Here is a 16,988-nt window from a genome sequence, read left to right on the forward strand (position 1 = left end):
TGGCACAACCTAAGCGGGTGTTGCCTGAGTATCAGTCTGGCCGAACGATGGTTTCACGACTGTTTATCTTTTTGAATCAAATCTGGTTCGTGCCTTGGGCGGTTAACGAACGAGTAACGAATGGACCTCTAGTTAGAATTGGTTAACCCGCATTCCGAGGGCGAAAAGTGACAGTTTGTTTTGTCGACGAGGGCAAATAAAGATGGAAAACAACATGGCTTTCACCATTCCGGCATGGGTTCCAGAAGGGGCACAACGATACCTTGCCCATACCGAAACCGGCCGCTCGATCCGCGACATTGCGCGGTCAGCCGGATGCCATGCTTCAACGATCCTCAGGCAAATTCGGCGCATTGAGATGCGTCGCGATGATCCGTTGGTGGATGCGGCTTGCAATCGCTTGCAGAAACGCATTTTTCGGTGTCGTGTGAGGGCGGCAGGTCCTTTGCTGAGCAAGACGAGGCGGCAAAGGAAGGGGAGTTCGAAAACGAAGCCCTACGCATCCTGCGACGTCTGAGCGAGGCCGGATCTGTGCTTGCAGTGGCTGAGGAAATGGACAAGGCCGTTGTTGTCCGCGACACGGGCGATAACGCGGCAACCAGAACAGCGGTTGTCGATTGTAAAATCGCGCAGGCACTGGCTTTGAAAGACTGGATTGCCTGCGACAATCCGGGGCGTATCTCGCGATATCGGATCACGACGGCGGGGCGAACAGCGCTGAGCCACTTGATTGCGCAGGCAGAGAATAAAGCCCGGTCCGGGACAGAACCGGGCTTTGCCGAAGCGCAAAGCGGGTTTCAGACCAAACCGCTCGGTAGTTCCGCGCAGGGCGTCAGTCGCATTCGCTATAGCGCCACGGAAAGCCCCTTGACTGCGTTGGCCCGGCGCAGGGACAGGGACGGAAAACCGTTTCTGGACGACACGCTTGTCAAAGCGGGCGAACGTTTGCGCGAAGATTTTGAGTTGGCGCAAATCGGCCCTCAGGTCTCGCAGAATTGGGATCGTTTCCTGACGGCTGGGGGGCGAAATAATCACGACAGCGATGCGCATGGGGGGCGGGGCTTTTCAGATGCACGCGATCGTGTGGCACGCGCGTTGTCTGATCTGGGTCCAGGGCTAAGTGATGTTGCCTTGCGATGCTGTTGTTACCTTGAGGGGTTGGAGTTGGCAGAGAAACGTATGGGGTGGTCTGCCCGGTCCGGCAAAATTGTCCTGCGCATCGCCTTACAGCGGCTCAAACGGCATTACCTGGAACAAGCCGAACGCGACCGCATGATTGGTTGAGCGTCGTTGAAAACGCGAAAGGCCCGCCGAAAGCGGGCCTTTTCATATTCAAACAGCGGTTCAGGCCAGTTCCGGCTCGGCCGCCTTTTGCAGATGTTCCATCAGGTTTTCCGGCGACGAGACGCCGTAAGGATCTTCGGGGCAGTTGTCCATCAGGCCGGGCTCTTCGAACCAGGCCTCGACCACGCCGTCATTGACGATGGCGGCATAGCGCCACGAACGCATGCCGAAACCCAGATTGTCTTTGTCGACCAGCATGCCCATCTTGCGGGTGAACTCTGCCGAGCCGTCGGGGATGACTTTGACGTTTTGCAGACCCTGGTCCTGCGCCCATTTGTTCATAACGAAACTGTCGTTGACGGACATACAGTAAATCTCGCCAATTCCGTTGGCGGTGAAATCAGCAAAGCCTTTCTCGAATCCGGGCAGTTGGTAGGTCGAGCAGGTTGGTGTGAACGCGCCCGGCAGCGAGAACAGGATCACGCGCTTTCCAGCAAAAAAATCGGCGGTTGTCTTGTCTTCCCAGCGGAAGGGGTTCGACCCCTCGATGTTCTCGTCACGGACGCGGGTGTGAAAGGTCACGTCAGGCAGTTTTGCGCCAGATTTCATGTTCAAGCTCCTGTGATTCACTTGTGATTTTTTCGTGAGTTAAAACAGTTCTAAATCGCATTCAATCGGGGAAATGCTGCAGTCGCGAATTCTTTGGATGCGTGTTAGTTTTTGAAATATCGTATAAAAACCATTAGTGAGGTTGGTTTTGCTGCGGTTGCTTGGATACGGTGCATAGCGGCTATGCGTCGCTGGTGTAACGCTGGTAACAGGTTTATGTTATACGTAACAAAAGTTGACCCAAAGTCAGGACATCTGCCCGTGCGAGATCTCAAGATCCCAGAACAACGCCATCCGGAAAAAGCGCATCGTCCGGATAACACACAACCCAAAAAGCCAAACTGGATCAGGGTCAAGGCGCCGGGTGGCAAGGGCTATGCAGACACGCGAAAGATCATGCGTGACAACAATCTGGTGACGGTATGTGAAGAAGCGGGATGCCCCAATGTTGGCGAGTGCTGGAGCCAGGGTCACGCTACCATGATGATCATGGGCGAGATTTGTACTCGGGGCTGTACCTTCTGCAATATCGCGACCGGTCGTCCTGACGAACTCGATGCTTTTGAACCCGGTCGCGTGGCGCATGCGGTGGAAAAACTGGGGCTGAACCACGTTGTCATTACTTCGGTGGACCGCGACGACCTGAACGATGGCGGGGCTGAACATTTTGCTCAGACTATTCGCGCTGTGCGCCACCGTTCTCCCAAAACCACGATCGAGATTCTGACGCCGGACTTCCTGAAATGTGAGCCCGAGGTGCTTGAGATTGTGGTTCAGGCAAAACCGGACGTGTTCAACCACAACCTGGAAACCGTACCGGGCCTTTATCCCGAGGTGCGCCCGGGCGCTCGGTATTTCCATTCATTGCGTTTGTTGCAGCGTGTGAAAGAGCTGGATCCGTCGATCTTCACCAAATCCGGTATCATGGTCGGATTGGGCGAAGACGAACAGCAGGTCCGTCAGGTTATGGACGACATGCGCGCGGCGGATATCGACTTTTTGACCATCGGTCAGTACCTGCAACCGACCCCGAAACACCATGGTGTGGATCGTTTCGTTACGCCGGAAGAATTCGCTTCTTACGAAAAAGCGGCGTATGGCAAGGGCTTTCTGATGGTGTCGGCAACACCGTTGACCCGGTCATCGTACCACGCAGGTGATGATTTCGCCCGTCTGCGTGCTGCACGGCAAGAGAAGTTGCAGCAAGCGTGAGCCCGGAACTTTTTGCACGGCTCACCAGCCTGCGCCGCGAGCTGCACCAACATCCCGAGCTTTCGGGGCAGGAGGGTGAAACTGCTGCCCGGATCGCTGCTCTGTTGCGCAACGCCAAAGCTGATTATGTGTTAGCCGGAATCGGGGGCCACGGCGTGGCCGGTGTGTTTGAAAGCGGTCGTCCGGGGCCCACCGTGGGTATCCGATGTGAATTGGACGGGTTGCCGATTCAGGAAGTGTCTGACCTGCCTTATGCTTCAAAAACAAAAGGCAAAGGGCATCTTTGTGGACATGACGGCCATATGACGATGGTGCTGGGCGTGGCCGATGCTTTGAAATCCCAACGCCCGACATCTGGCCGCGTTGTTTTGATTTTCCAACCTGCGGAAGAGACCGGCCATGGGGCCATTGCGTTCCGGGCAGATCCCCAGTTTGGTGAGATTTCGCCTGATATCATACTGTCCCTTCATAACCTGCCGGGATTGGAGCTTGGCACCGTTGAACTTTGCACAGGCCCTGCAAATTGCGCCTCGCGCGGAATGCAGATTGTATTGACAGGCAAAACCTCGCACGCGGCCGCGCCTCAGGATGGGGTGTCACCTGCCGGTGCTCTGGCCAAACTGTTGCCGGCTTTGGCGGGGTTAGGGGCAGGCGGCGACCTGGATGATGACTATGCCCTGACCACGGTCACGCATGCCAAATTGGGTGAGCGCACAGTGGGTGTTGCGCCTGGGCGCGCTGATTTATGGGTGACATTACGAACAGTCTCAGACCGGCGGATGACGCGACTGATGACTGACGCCGAAGCGATGGTCCGTGAGACCGCGCAGGCCGAAGGTTTGTCGATCGAGATTACCTATGACGAGGTGTTCGAAGCCTGCGTCAATCACCCAGAAACGGTCTCAATCCTGAAGCAAGCCTGTGTTGATCAGGGCATTGCCTGCACGCTCGTGGAGCAGCCACAGCGATTTTCAGAAGATTTTGGCCAATTCGGCAAAAGCGCAAAAGCCGCGATGTTCTGGTTGGGATCGGGTCGGGATCACCCACAACTGCACAATCCGGACTATGATTTTCCAGATGCGTTGATACCCGCAGGTGTTGGGATCTTCCTTAACGCCATTTACGCTATTCTTGGAAGGCGATCGTCAGTTTGAATTCACTCAGTTGGCGAGATCACCAACGATTCCAATCGCTTCTATGACTGTCTTCGTGTCATCTGATATCGACAAAATCTCGTCGTCCACCCGAATATATCTTTGACCCGGGCCCAGTGGCTTGAGCTTCCAATTGTCGAGATCGTCAATGTAGTCAAATCGCAAGTCATCCGGCAACTTTTGGCCGCGCGTATATCTTTTGATTTGGCCGGGTGGCACCGCCTTGCCGTTTGACTTGATGGCTTTTTCCACCTTGTTTTTGTTGGCCCCTTGCCCTTTGCCTTTGTTGTCCTTTGCAGCCCCTGCACTGGCTAGGGCCACGATCGCCATAACAACACCAACTGTCGCGACAATACGCTTCATCAACAGACCTCCATTGTTTTAAGGAACACTAGAGGAAAAGACGAGCTTATGTCTATTTATATTCTGATAATGGAATGGCTTGTTCGGAATCCGCCCAGCAAGCGGTGAGTGATGGACAACCTATTAACCCGTAAACCGTACCTTGCCGATAAAGGGCAGGTTTCTGTTCCGCTGCGCGTAGTCGATGCCGTAACCGACTACAAATTCGTCTGGAATCTCGAATCCGATCCAGTCTGACCGGAAATCCACTTCACGACGACTGGGCTTGTCGAGCAGGGCGATTGACTTCAAGCGCGCAGGCTTGCGGCTTTGAAGCAGTTTTATGACGTGATTCAGCGTGTGACCGGTGTCAACAATATCCTCCACAACCAACACATCGCGTCCTTCAATAGCGCCGCGCAAATCTTTGAGAATTCGAACTTCTCGGCTGCTTTCCATCGAGTCTCCGTACGAGGATGCCTCAAGGAAATCTACCTCAATCGGCAAATCCAATTCACGTACCAGATCGGCGATGAAGACAAAACTGCCGCGCAACAAGCCCACGACAACCAGCTTGTCGGTGTTGCCGAATTCTGCTGTGATCTCGCGACAGAGTTCTTCAATTCTGGCAGCGATGGCCTTGGCCGAGATCATCTCATCTATCACATATGCGCGGTCAGTCATCGCAGCCCCCTTGATCTTTGGCGCGCAACATACGACATGACGCGCCATTGTCACCTGCAAATACCGGACGCCATGCCTATCCATTCGGAAACTCGTCACCTGCCATATACCGCCCAGCAGATGTATGATCTGGTGGCAGACGTGGCCAAGTATCCGCAGTTTCTGCCGTGGTGCGCTGCAGCTCGTATCCGCAAGACATATGCTGTGGGCGAGGCCGAAGTAATGGAGGCCGACCTTGTGATCTCGTTCAAAGTGTTCCGCGAACGTTTTGGCAGCCGGGTGACTCTGTTTGCAGACCAGAAGAAAATCGATACCGAATATCTGGATGGCCCCTTCAAATACATGAAGTCCGACTGGCAGTTCGAGGACGCACCGGATGGGGGCTGCAACGTCTCGTTCCATGTGGATTTCGAGTTCAAGAATGCGATTCTGCAGGGGATCATTGGCGTTGTGTTCAACGAAGCCATGCAACGGATCGTGCGCGCGTTCGAGGCGCGAGCCCAGGAACTCTACGGCTAGGTCTTTACGCGGCAAGGGCGCACGCTAGACTGCGCTCATGAAGGATTTCACAGCATCATTGGCCGCTTTTGCGGCAGGCCCGATTTCAACGACTTCGCAGGCGCGGATTGTCACATCACTGTCTGTTCTGGATTGGGTGGCTGTAGGACGTGCAGGTGCGACTGAACCTGTCTCATCCATCATTCGCAAGATGGTTTTGGACGAGGGTGGCAAGGCACAGGCCCATCTTTTTGGCGGCGACGCAGCGCCATTGCGCGGCGCAGCGCTTGTGAATGGCACCGTGTCTCATGCGCTGGATTATGACGACACGCATTTTGCTCATATCGGGCATCCGTCTGTGGCCATCTTGCCGGCAGCGCTTGCTTTGGCCGAGTGGGATGATCGTATACTAGTCGATTTGCTCGAGGCCGCTCTGGTCGGAATGGAGGCTTCGATCCGGGTCGGCCTGTGGTTGGGGCGGGGGCATTATCAGGTCGGGTTTCATCAGACAGCAACGTCCGGTGCATTTGGGGCCGCTGTCGCCGCAGGGCGATTGTTGGGCTTCGATATAAACCAGATGCGGTCCGTTCTGGGGCTTACAGCGACACGGGCTGCGGGGCTGAAGGCTCAGTTCGGGACGATGGGAAAGCCCTACAACGCAGGTCTTGCTGCCGCTGCTGGGATCGAAACTGCCTTGTTGGTGCATCACGGGTTTCGGGCCAATGCCGATGCGCTCGAAGGCCCGTTTGGATTTGGCGCAAACCATCAGGGCGCGTCGGATTTAAGCGCGCTGGAGGGTTTGGGTGATGAATGGTTGTTCGAAAGCGTCAGTCACAAATTCCATGCCTGTTGTCATGGCTTGCACGCCGCGCTGGAAGCGGCGCGTGAACTGGACATCGCCGAGCCTGAAGTGGCCGAGATCAAGATCAAAACCCATCCGCGCTGGATGAGTGTGTGCAATCAGCTGACACCTGCAACCGGGTTAGGGGCTAAATTCTCATATCGCACTGTCATCGCGATGCAGGCGCTGGGGTATGATACCGCTTTACCGGGCAGTTATACGGACAAGGTTTGCGCCGACCCACGCATTAAGTCATTGCGTGACCGCATCACGGTTGAAGCGGATGAAAGCTTGTCAGAAACGCAAGCCAAGTTGGCATTGTTGCGCCGCGATGGTATCCGCCGTGAAGCAACCCATGATCTGCTTACCCCTATGTCGTTGTCTGACCGCGAGGATCGCGTGCGCGCCAAAGCGGCCAAACTGATCGGAGCGGATAAGGCGGACGCGATCTGGTCGATGCTGCGCACCGGAGGTCGCGCCCGCGATCTGGCCGCCAAACTGTCGGGCTAGATCACGCGCCAGTGCAATGGGAAGCCGGGGTCAAAAACGGTAACGGGCCCGACTCCGGTTTCTATCTTGTCGGGGTATTCGACCGGTTCGCCCTTGGTCAGCGTAATGGTGCCTTCGTTCACGGGCAGTCGATAGAACGCGGGACCATTCAGCGACACAAAGCCTTCCAGTTTGTCCAAAGCACCTTCGCGGTCGAACATCTCAGCCACCAGTGACATGGTGTTGGTTGCCGTGAAGCAACCCGCGCAACCACATGCCATTTCCTTGTTGTCATCCGTATGCGGCGCGCTGTCGGTGCCAAGGAAATAACGCGGATCGCCCGAGGTCGCGGCTTTTAGAAGTTCCAGCCGGTGCTCTTCGCGTTTGGCGACGGGCAGGCAATAGTAATGCGGTTTGATTCCACCGACGAGAATATGGTTGCGGTTGATGATCAGGTGATGCGCCGTGATTGTCGCGCCCAGGTCTGCCTCATTGGCTTTAACATACTGAACACCGTCGCGGGTCGTGATATGCTCCATCACCACGCGAAGGCCCGGAGTCGCCTTTCGGATTGGGTCCAGAACGCGATCGATGAACACAGCCTCACGGTCGAAAATGTCGATCTCAGAATCCGTCACTTCACCATGCACGCAGAGCGGCAAGCCAATCTCAGCCATACGCTCAAGCACGGGGCGGACATTGTCGAAGTTCCGCACACCCGAATGCGAATTGGTTGTGGCCCCGGCAGGGTACAGCTTGACCGCTTTGACCAATCCGCTTGCATGAGCAGCAGCCAGATCGTCCGGGTCCGTATCCTCGGTCAGATAGAGGGTCATCAACGGCTCAAACGACATTCCGTCGGGCAGCGCGGCCATGATGCGGTCGCGATAAGCCGCGGCGTGCGCGCCGGTGACAACCGGGGGCACCAGATTGGGCATGATGATCGCACGGCCAAAATGGCGCGCGGTTTCGGGCAGAACGGCCTGCAGCATGGCGCCATCGCGCAAGTGCAAATGCCAGTCGTCGGGGCGGCGGATCGTGAGGGTATCGGTCATGGCTTTCCGCTAGCATAGCTGTTGAAAAAGACCAACCGCGACCGCGCTCATTGGCAAAAAAACTTGTCAACCAACCCGAACGTCGTAGCTGTGTCTTGGCGTGAGGTCTTGACGCACAGGTCTGTGCGTGAACTGTTTGAACGCTAAGGAGAGAGGGTTCCATGACGCAACCAAATTCAATTGACGCCGTGCAGCAGATGTTGGGAGCCCAGGGCTATGTATGCGGACGCGCCCTTGCGACGGTTGTTTTCCTGTCGCTGAAACTGGGCCGACCTTTGTTTCTGGAAGGTGAAGCGGGCGTTGGGAAAACCGAAATCGCCAAAGCCTTGGCCTCGGGTTTGAACCGTCGCCTGATCCGCTTGCAATGCTACGAAGGTCTGGACGCCTCTTCTGCCGTCTATGAATGGAACTTTCCCGCGCAGATGGTTGCGATCCGCACGGCTGAGGCGTCGGGCGGGGCGGATCGGGGTGCATTGCAGTCCGAACTGTTCTCAGACGAATACCTGATCGAACGCCCGTTGTTACAAGCCATGCGGCCAGACGAACATGGCGCGCCGGTCCTGCTGATTGACGAGCTGGACAGGACCGATGAACCTTTCGAAGCCTTCCTGCTAGAGGCTCTCAGTGATTTTCAGGTCACGATCCCAGAGTTGGGCACCGTTAAAGCACCAGAGCCGCCCGTTGTCATAGTCACGTCAAACCGCACGCGCGAGGTGCATGACGCCCTCAAACGCCGCTGCCTTTATCATTGGGTCGACTATCCCGATTTCGAGCGCGAGATCGAAATCCTGCACGCCCGCGCACCCGAAGCCGCGGATGCCCTCAGCCGGGAAGTTGTGGCCTTTGTTCAGCGTTTGCGCACCGAAGATTTGTTCAAGAAGCCCGGCGTGGCCGAGACAATCGACTGGGCCAAATGCCTGTTGGCGCTGGATGTGATGAACCTGAGCCCTGAGGTGATCGGCGACACGCTGGGAGCAATCCTGAAATACCAGGACGACATCCAGAAACTACAGGGGTCCGAGGCGAAGCGCATTCTGGACGAGGCTAAGGCCACCCTCGAACCGGCCTGATGCTTCACCTTTTCCCAAATACTCCGGGGGTATGGGGGCAGAGCCCCCATGGGTGCTGATGGCAGAACAACTCCCGCTGGAAATACCGGACAACCCGAAGCTGGCCCAGAATATCACGCACTTCGCCCGTGCTCTCAGAAAGGCTGGTTTGCCAATCGGTCCGGGGCGCGTGATTGATGCCATCAACGCTGTGCAGGCGGCAGGGTTTACCGAGAAACGGGACTTTTACTGGACGCTGCACGCCTGTTTCGTGAACCGCCCGGAACACCGCACGGTGTTTGCGCAAATCTTTCGAATGTACTGGCGCGATCCGCGATACATGGAACACATGATGGCCATGATGCTGCCCGCCATTCGCGGCGTTCAGGAAGAGCGCAAGGCCGATGCCGGTGAAAAACGCGCAGCCGAGGCGTTGCTGGATGGCGTCGAACAGGATCTGCCGGAACCCGTCATACAAGATGAGGGCGAAACCGAAATCGAGATTGACGCTACTCAGACAGCATCATCCGAAGAACGTTTGCGCAATCTCGATTTTGAGCAGATGAGCACGGCCGAAATCGCGCAAGCCAAACGCGTTTTGGCACGGATGACCCTGCCGGTTAAACCCATCGAGTCGCGCCGTGGGCAGGCCAGCCATCTTGGCCACCGTATCGACCGTGCCCGAACGTTGCGCGCGGCAATGCGACAAGGCGGCGAGCTGCGCACTATAGCCAGGCTTCAGCCCAAGCCGCGCTGGCCTAACCTTGTCGCGCTTTGTGATATTTCTGGATCCATGAGCCAATACAGCCGGATCATCCTTCATTTCCTACACACGGTGTCCAACGCCAAGGGGGCGGGGTGGGCCAAGGTTCACGCCTTCACATTTGGCACCCGTCTGACCAATATAACGCGCCATCTTCATCAAAGAGATGTGGACGCAGCGCTTGCCGCCGCTGGGTCCGAGGCGCAGGATTGGGAAGGAGGCACACGCATCGGCGACTGTTTGCACCAATTCAACCGCGACTGGTCCCGTCGTGTCATGGGGCAAGGGGCGGTGGTTCTGCTGATCACGGACGGTTTGGAACGGGGCGACCCGGAGATTTTGCAGAAAGAGATTGAACGCTTGCACCTGTCCGCAAGACGCTTGATCTGGCTCAATCCGTTGTTACGTTGGGATGGGTTCGCCCCGAAAGCACAGGGCGTTGCGGCAATGCTGCCACATGTGGACAGTTTCCGGGCAGGACATTCGATCGCCTCGCTCGAAGACCTGGCCGACGTGATCTCAGAACTCGACGACCAGGGTCAGAAAGCCCGGCTGATGGCCGCGCTTTCCGGTTAGGCACTTACGACAGCTGTTCTGCGTTGCACTTGCGCGCCATTTCCATGGCTTTGTATGTGCCAGTCAAGTCGACCGTGAACGCATACGCGGTTTCGGGGAACACGATCATGACTTTTTTCTTGGCCAGATCATCAGCGAATTGGGGGTTGTCAGACAGAACGTAACCGCCCGAATAGCCCTTGGTGATATTACCCTTCATTCCGGTGGCTTCACCCAGATAGATATTGTCGCCAATCAGGATAGCGACTTCTTGCGTTTCGCCCCGTTTGATATCGGTGTCGGCTTTGGTGAACACACCGACATAGCCAACGCCGCGGTCTTCGGTCAGACCCATCTGAACGACGTTTTCCGCATCGTCCACAGCCTCGATCAGGCAGGATTTCTTTTCATTGTCGATAAAGACCTTCCAGCCTTCGACTTCACCATAGCGTTCGAACGTATCAGCCCATGCTGCGGTCGCGGTCAAAAGACCAACCGCTGCGCCCAGTGTTAAAAAACGTTTCAACTGCTTGTCTCCGATATATAAATTTTGGATACGCGGTCTGGCAAAATACCAGTTGCGTGGGCAGGCTAAAACGCGGCCTCCAAACAATCAATCCTATGATTTATTGAATGAGGCCGAGGTTTAGCCGGGTTCGTGAAACAACCGGTATAGACCATTTGGCAAGACGGTGGCGCTTTTCATCGCGCCAATCCTGCCTATGTTGGAGTCGGACGACATCTGGAGGGTCTGATGGAGCGATTCGACAACAGCCCGGAAACGGCTCTGGACTGGCACCGCAGCGGGCGGGGCGCGGCCTTGGCTACAGTTGTCGAAACCTGGGGCAGCGCGCCACGGCGTGTAGGATCGCAATTGGTGATCGGTGGAGACGGGCGGATTGAAGGCTCGGTTTCCGGCGGTTGTGTAGAAGGTGCGGTGATCGTTGAAGCGCTTGAAGCCTTGGACGAGGGCGAAGCCCGGCTTTTGGAATTTGGCGTCAGCGATGAGGACGCCTTTGCTGTGGGGCTGGCCTGCGGCGGAAAGATCCGTGTTCTGGTCGAACCCATTGGCAAGGTCCTGCCCGAGCCCATGCTGGCAGAATTGGTCGCAGCCCGTGCTGCGCGCGCGCCCGTGGCGTATGAGGTGAACACAAATACTGGACACAGGGCCTTACGTCGCAACGCTTACGCTGATCGGTTGCGCATGGACCGGTCCGGTTTTGAAGAGGACGGCGAGACCTTTGTGGCCGTTCACAACCCGCCTTTGCGTCTGATCGTTGTGGGGGCTGTCCATATCGCACAGGCCCTTGTGCCCATGGCCCGCGTTGCAGGTTACGATCCAGCAATCATAGATCCACGCGATGCCTTTGCGTCCAGTGCACGCTTTCCTGGGGAAACGATTTTGACTGATTGGCCGGACGAAGCGGTCGCCAAGTTGGGGCTGGACGCGCGCACCGCAATTGTACTGCTGACCCATGACCCCAAGCTGGACGACCCGGCGCTGCAGGCGTCACTGGATGCTGGTGTCTTTTACATCGGTGCTCTAGGCTCGACGCGGACCCATGCCAAGCGTGTAGATCGTATGAAAGCCGCAGGGTTCACTGAGGAACAGATCTCCAGAATTCACGGCCCGATCGGATTGGATATTGGTGCTGCGGGACCTGCAGAAATCGCCGTTGCTATTCTGGCTCAGATGACGGCGGTCTTGCGGGGCAAAGCATGAGGTTTGGCCCGGTTCCCGTAGCGCAAGCCGAAGGGGCCATTCTGGCGCATTCGGTGACGGCAGACGGGCGTAAGCTGCGCAAAGGATTGGCATTGCAGCCCGAAGATATTGTGCAGTTGACGCAAGCTGGGCTAAGCGAAGTCATTGTCGCACGGCTTGATCCCGGTGACTGCCATGAGGACGAGGCCGCACGGGCTTTGGCAGCGGCCCTTGCGCCTGAAGCTGCCGCAGCCAACCTGCGCGTGACCGAGGCGTTTACCGGGCGGGTCAACCTTTTGGCCGATGGACCGGGGGTGGCCGTTCTGGATGTCGCTGCGCTTGAGCGGTTCAACCAAGTCAATCCGATGATCACAGTGGCCACGGTACCCCAGCATCAGCAAATGGGACCAGGTGGTATGGTGGCGACCATCAAGGTCATCTCTTACGCTGTGCCCGAAGAGGATGTCCAACGCGCCGCCGCTTTGGCACAGGGCGCAATCCGTTTGGCGCGTCCGGTTCACCAAACAGCCGGACTGATCGTGACGGACATTCCGGGCGGGCCATCGAATGAGAAAGGGATTGCCGCTATTCGGGGCCGGGTCGAGTTGCTGGATATGGAACTGAGTGATGTGCAGATCGTTCCGCACAGGGTCGATGCTCTGGCCAAGGCGGTGTCGCAAAGCGATGGTGATGTTCTGATGATCCTGACAGGATCAGCGACGTCGGACCCGGAAGATGTGGCGCCGTCGGCTGTGCGTCTGGCTGGCGGGCAGGTGGATCGCTTTGGAATGCCGGTGGATCCGGGAAACCTGCTGTTTTTGGGCGCCTTGCGGGATCGCCCGGTCATTGGATTACCCGGATGCGCGCGTTCTCCAGCCTTAAACGGTGCCGATTGGGTTCTGTCTCGGATCGCTTGTGGAATTGAGACTACGGGTGCTGACATAGCAGCGATGGGGGTTGGCGGGCTTTTAAAGGAAATTCCGACCAGACCGCAGCCGCGTGCCAAACGCAAAACCTAGACGTATTGACGTGCGCTGGCCGCATCTCAGCAAGGTTGTCAGAGCTTCCTGAGCTTTGGCAAAACACCGGGCCGCCAATAGGCGCCCGTGTCTTCCCGTGCTTTTTGGTACTGTTCCACGCGTGCCCGGGCGTCCTTGCCACCGGCTTCGAACAAATGCCCGAGCAAACATTCCAACACGGCCATCGCGCCGGAAAAGCTTGAAAATGGGTGCAAAGTTCGGGTGCTGACAGACAGAACCACATCCGGTTCAACCCCGGGCGCGATCACCTCGCTATCCGACAGCAACACGATGCGCATGGACCGGTCGCGGGCAAAGCGCATCGATTGTATCGTATCGGCGGAATAGGGATGGACGGTGATGGCAAACAGACAATCTTCAGCCGTGGCTTCGACCAAATCGTCAATGGCTGAGCCCATGTGACGGGGCACCAGCTGCAATCCGGGATGGGCCATGCGGCCTGCGTAGTGAAAGTAGTAGGCCAGGGCGTGGCTGGACCGTGTCGCCGTCACGTAACAGCGCCGCGCGGAAACCATGTGCCCAATGGCTTGTTGTGTCAGATGCGGATCCATCAGGCGCAAGGATCGCGAAACCACATTCATCTCGTTCTGAGCGAATTTGACCTGCGCCAGATGAAACGGGTCTTGTCCCGACGGAGCCTCCAACCAGCCTTGCCCCAGCCGGTCTTCGCTGTCAGTTGTCAGAGCGCGGCGAAATGGTTGGCGAAATGCGTCGAAGCTGTCAAAGCCCATGCGCTGCGCAAGTCGTACCAACACGTTTGAACTGATGCCGATTCTGTCCGCTGTTTTACGGATAGGGTTCAGTCCAAAGTCGCCGGGATGGTCGACGATATACTTTGCCGCGACCTGCATTTGCGCAGGCATCTTATCAATCTCGCGCCTCAACTGATCCGTGAGTGCCATCAGGGTAGGGGTCATGGCTAAAATAAAACATATGTTTTCTATAGCGTAAATTGAAAACGTATTGAGTGGAGACTAGCTGCAACCTTGTAAGAGGAAAGAACAGATGAATCCCATCCCTGCCGACGACAGCAAAACCCACTATATTCTAGTCGCGCCCAATGGCGCGCGGCGCACTAAAGCAGATCATCCTGCCCTTCCGGTCACGATAGATCAGATCGTCGAAACCGCGCGGGCCTGCCACCTTGCAGGGGCGCAGGGCATTCATGTTCATGTGCGGGACGCGAATGGTCAGCATTCGCTGGATGCTGGATCGTATCTGGAAACGATCGCCGAGTTGCGCCGCATCGCGCCGAGGTTGGATGTTCAAATAACAACCGAAGCGGCCGGAGTATTTGACGTTCCCGCGCAGCTGGCCTGCTTGGAGCAGGTGCGTCCAGACTGGGCCTCGATTTCGGTACGAGAGATTGCGCGCGACCCCAACCTTGCACCGCGTGTCTATGCGCTTTGTGCTGATCAGGGAACGCGGGTGCAGCATATACTTTACGATGAAGAAGACGCGCGGCTGTTGGACCAGTGGCAGCAGGATGACATTGTCCGTAAGGATCAGACGGACCGGCTGTTTGTTCTGGGACGCTATAGCGAAGGTCAGCAATCTGTACCGGCAGATCTGGATGCCTTCCCGAAATGTCAAAACTATTGGATGGTCTGCGCGTTTGGCGCACAAGAACACGCCTGTCTGGCCGAAGCAGCGCGGCGGGGGGGTGATGTGCGCGTTGGATTTGAAAACAGCCTGACGGGCCCGGATGGCACGCCGTGGGCGGACAACGCGGCTTCGGTCGCGGCTTTGGTTGAACTGCTTGGAAAGGCCAGAACATGAGTCACGTATTCCCACGCCACACCAAATCGGACCTACCCATCGCAGCAGGTGGGGAAGGCTGCTATCTGATCGACGCCCAAGGCAAGCGGTACCTAGACTGCGGTGACGCGGCCGTGTCTTGCCTGGGGCATTCCAACCCCGCAGTGATCCGCGCCGTGCAGGATCAGGTGGAACAGATCGCCTTTGCCCACAGCGGTTTCATGACCTCTGAACCGGCTGAGGCGCTGGCGGATCTGTTGATCCAGCACGCGCCGGGCGATTTGGACCGGGTCTATTTTGTATCGGGCGGGTCTGAGGCAACCGAGGCGGCAATCAAACTGGCGCGTCAGTACTTTCTCGAGACCGGTCAGCCCGAGCGTCGGCATGTCATCGCGCGAAAACAAAGCTACCACGGCAACACGCTGGGCGCTTTGTCTGCCGGGGGCAACGCCTGGAGGCGTGCTCAGTTCGCACCGATGCTGATTGAGATGACGCATATTTCGGCTTGTTATGAATACGCCGAAAAACCTGAAAGTGAGGGTAGCTTTGACTATGGTCAGCGCGTTGCCAACGAGCTTGAGGCTGAAATACTACGCCTGGGTCCGGACACAGTTATGGCTTTCATGGCAGAACCCGTGGTCGGTGCAACCCTGGGCGCGGTTCCGGCTGTTGAGGGGTATTTCAAACGTATCCGGGAAATCTGCAACCAATACGGGGTGCTGTTGATCCTGGATGAGGTTATGTGCGGTATGGGGCGCACAGGCCATCTGTTTGCCTGCGATCACGACGATGTTGCGCCGGATATTCTGTGCATCGCCAAAGGTTTGGGGGCCGGGTATCAACCGATCGGAGCTATGCTGTGCACCGGGGCGATATATGATGCAATTCGGGATGGGTCAGGTTTTTTTCAACACGGGCACACCTATATCGGTCACCCGGTTGCTACGGCTGCTGCACTCGCGGTGGTCCGTGAACTGACGGAACGGGATTTGCCAGCCCGAGCCGGGGTCATGGGAGACAAAGTGCAATCAGCCCTTGAGGCTGCGTTTGGACAGCACCCGAATGTCGGCGATCTGCGTGGGCGTGGCCTTTTCCGCGGGATCGAGCTGGTGTCCGATCGGGGCACCAAAGCTCCGTTCGATCCGTCTTTGGGCATTGCCGGAAAGGTGAAGAAGGCTGCAATGGCTGAAGGCTTGATCTGTTATCCGATGGCGGGGACACGGGATGGACGTAACGGAGATCACATTCTTCTGGCACCACCTTTTATCATCGAAGACGCGCGGATTGACGAACTTGTCAGCAAATTGGAACGGGCGTTGAGCGCAGTTATCTAACGGCGGTAGAAACGAAAAGGCTCTCGCGGTACTTGCGAGAGCCTTAGATCTTTCAGCCGGTGTTTGGCCTATTTCTGAGGAAGTGGGCCGATCATCATGATCATCTGACGGCCTTCCATCTTTGGCATGTTTTCAATCTTGCCAAGGTCTTTGACGTCCTCAGCAACACGCTCCAGCAATTCGCGTCCCAAGTTCTGGTGCGCCATTTCGCGGCCACGGAAACGCAGGGTCACTTTGACCTTGTCGCCGTTTTCAAGGAACTTGAACACGTTCCGCATCTTTACGTCATAGTCATGGGTGTCGGTGTTGGGCCGGAACTTGACCTCTTTCACCTCGATGACTTTTTGCTTTTTACGGGCTTCGCTTTCGCGCTTTTGTTGTTCGTATTTGTATTTGCCGAAGTCCATGATCTTACAGACCGGTGGGTTCGCGTTGGGCGAAATCTCGACAAGGTCAAGACCGGCATCTGCAGCAAGTTGCATGGCTTTGGCGGGATGAACCACCCCGACGTTTTCACCTTCGGCACCAATTAGCCGAATTTCGGGGGCACGGATTCTGTCATTGACGCGCGGGCCGGTGTCACGTTGAGGCGGCGCGTTGTGAGGTCTGCGAGCTATGG

Annotated in this window: 17 protein-coding genes and 1 pseudogene; 11 read left to right on the forward strand and 7 right to left on the reverse strand. The window is 56.8% G+C overall.

The window, feature by feature from the left end:
- Window positions 1-202: 202 nt before the first annotated feature.
- Window positions 203-1,284, forward strand: a pseudogene (locus GOV89_RS03610) (DUF6456 domain-containing protein).
- A gap of 60 nt (window positions 1,285-1,344) precedes the next feature.
- Here GOV89_RS03610 and GOV89_RS03615 read toward each other — a convergent pair.
- Window positions 1,345-1,893, reverse strand: coding sequence for a peroxiredoxin (locus GOV89_RS03615; RefSeq protein ID WP_171237484.1), 549 nt, complete (start codon window positions 1,891-1,893; stop codon window positions 1,345-1,347).
- 261 nt (window positions 1,894-2,154) lie between these two features.
- On the opposite strand from GOV89_RS03615, the gene lipA reads away from it, so the two are divergent.
- Both lipA and GOV89_RS03625 read left to right on the forward strand, forming a co-directional pair.
- Complete coding sequence (gene lipA, locus GOV89_RS03620) at window positions 2,155-3,105, forward strand: lipoyl synthase (RefSeq protein WP_171174363.1); 951 nt, start codon at window positions 2,155-2,157, stop codon at window positions 3,103-3,105.
- The gene (locus GOV89_RS03625; protein ID WP_171237485.1) at window positions 3,102-4,259 is read left to right on the forward strand and encodes an amidohydrolase; all 1,158 of its coding nucleotides are present in this window, start codon (window positions 3,102-3,104) and stop codon (window positions 4,257-4,259) included. The genes lipA and GOV89_RS03625 overlap by 4 nt, the downstream gene beginning before the upstream one ends.
- 6 nt (window positions 4,260-4,265) lie before the next feature.
- Here GOV89_RS03625 and GOV89_RS03630 read toward each other — a convergent pair whose 3' ends face one another.
- Both GOV89_RS03630 and hpt read right to left on the reverse strand, forming a co-directional pair.
- Entirely contained in the window at window positions 4,266-4,622 is a 357-nt protein-coding gene (locus GOV89_RS03630; RefSeq protein ID WP_171174359.1) for a hypothetical protein, read from the reverse strand.
- Between the two features lie 123 nt (window positions 4,623-4,745).
- Window positions 4,746-5,285, reverse strand: coding sequence for a hypoxanthine phosphoribosyltransferase (gene hpt, locus GOV89_RS03635; RefSeq protein ID WP_171234158.1), 540 nt, complete (start codon window positions 5,283-5,285; stop codon window positions 4,746-4,748).
- A gap of 72 nt (window positions 5,286-5,357) precedes the next feature.
- Here hpt and GOV89_RS03640 point away from each other — a divergent pair, with 72 nt between their 5' ends.
- Window positions 5,358-5,804 (forward strand): type II toxin-antitoxin system RatA family toxin, encoded by a 447-nt coding sequence (locus GOV89_RS03640; RefSeq protein WP_171174355.1) that lies wholly within the window; start codon window positions 5,358-5,360, stop codon window positions 5,802-5,804.
- A gap of 37 nt (window positions 5,805-5,841) precedes the next feature.
- The gene (locus GOV89_RS03645) at window positions 5,842-7,134 is read left to right on the forward strand and encodes an MmgE/PrpD family protein (protein ID WP_171237486.1); all 1,293 of its coding nucleotides are present in this window, start codon (window positions 5,842-5,844) and stop codon (window positions 7,132-7,134) included.
- Here the strand turns inward: GOV89_RS03645 and pyrC are convergent.
- On the reverse strand, window positions 7,131-8,168 hold the full coding sequence (gene pyrC, locus GOV89_RS03650; RefSeq protein ID WP_171237487.1) for a dihydroorotase: 1,038 nt from the start codon (window positions 8,166-8,168) through the stop codon (window positions 7,131-7,133). The genes GOV89_RS03645 and pyrC overlap by 4 nt on opposite strands.
- A gap of 161 nt (window positions 8,169-8,329) precedes the next feature.
- On the opposite strand from pyrC, the gene GOV89_RS03655 reads away from it, so the two are divergent.
- Window positions 8,330-9,238: a MoxR family ATPase gene (locus GOV89_RS03655; RefSeq protein ID WP_171174349.1), complete on the forward strand. Its 909-nt coding sequence runs from the start codon at window positions 8,330-8,332 to the stop codon at window positions 9,236-9,238.
- 58 nt (window positions 9,239-9,296) lie between these two features.
- Window positions 9,297-10,556, forward strand: a complete 1,260-nt coding sequence (locus tag GOV89_RS03660; protein WP_171174347.1) for a VWA domain-containing protein — start codon at window positions 9,297-9,299, stop codon at window positions 10,554-10,556.
- A 4-nt stretch (window positions 10,557-10,560) separates the two neighbouring features.
- On the opposite strand, the gene GOV89_RS03665 is transcribed toward GOV89_RS03660, so the two are convergent.
- Window positions 10,561-11,061 carry a hypothetical protein gene (locus GOV89_RS03665; RefSeq protein ID WP_171174345.1) on the reverse strand — a complete coding sequence of 167 codons (501 nt, stop codon included), beginning with the start codon at window positions 11,059-11,061 and terminating at the stop codon, window positions 10,561-10,563.
- A gap of 228 nt (window positions 11,062-11,289) precedes the next feature.
- Between GOV89_RS03665 and GOV89_RS03670 the strand changes: the two genes are divergently transcribed.
- Both GOV89_RS03670 and GOV89_RS03675 read left to right on the forward strand, forming a co-directional pair.
- On the forward strand, window positions 11,290-12,258 hold the full coding sequence (locus GOV89_RS03670; RefSeq protein ID WP_171237488.1) for an XdhC family protein: 969 nt from the start codon (window positions 11,290-11,292) through the stop codon (window positions 12,256-12,258).
- Window positions 12,255-13,256, forward strand: a complete 1,002-nt coding sequence (locus tag GOV89_RS03675) for a molybdopterin-binding protein (protein ID WP_171237489.1) — start codon at window positions 12,255-12,257, stop codon at window positions 13,254-13,256. Before GOV89_RS03670 ends, GOV89_RS03675 begins: the two co-directional genes overlap by 4 nt.
- Window positions 13,257-13,294: 38 nt before the next feature.
- Here the strand turns inward: GOV89_RS03675 and GOV89_RS03680 are convergent, their stop codons facing one another.
- Complete coding sequence (locus GOV89_RS03680) at window positions 13,295-14,179, reverse strand: MurR/RpiR family transcriptional regulator (protein ID WP_254451492.1); 885 nt, start codon at window positions 14,177-14,179, stop codon at window positions 13,295-13,297.
- A gap of 103 nt (window positions 14,180-14,282) precedes the next feature.
- Between GOV89_RS03680 and GOV89_RS03685 the strand changes: the two genes are divergently transcribed.
- On the forward strand, window positions 14,283-15,056 hold the full coding sequence (locus GOV89_RS03685) for a 3-keto-5-aminohexanoate cleavage protein (RefSeq protein WP_171237491.1): 774 nt from the start codon (window positions 14,283-14,285) through the stop codon (window positions 15,054-15,056).
- Window positions 15,053-16,369: an aspartate aminotransferase family protein gene (locus GOV89_RS03690; RefSeq protein WP_171237492.1), complete on the forward strand. Its 1,317-nt coding sequence runs from the start codon at window positions 15,053-15,055 to the stop codon at window positions 16,367-16,369. The genes GOV89_RS03685 and GOV89_RS03690 overlap by 4 nt, the downstream gene beginning before the upstream one ends.
- A gap of 68 nt (window positions 16,370-16,437) precedes the next feature.
- Here GOV89_RS03690 and infC read toward each other — a convergent pair whose 3' ends face one another.
- Window positions 16,438-16,986, reverse strand: coding sequence for a translation initiation factor IF-3 (gene infC, locus GOV89_RS03695; protein WP_171176191.1), 549 nt, complete (start codon window positions 16,984-16,986; stop codon window positions 16,438-16,440).
- Window positions 16,987-16,988: the final 2 nt, after the last annotated feature.

The sequence above is a fragment of the Ruegeria sp. HKCCA5763 genome (assembly GCF_013034545.1).
Classification (GTDB): Bacteria; Pseudomonadota; Alphaproteobacteria; order Rhodobacterales; family Rhodobacteraceae; genus Ruegeria.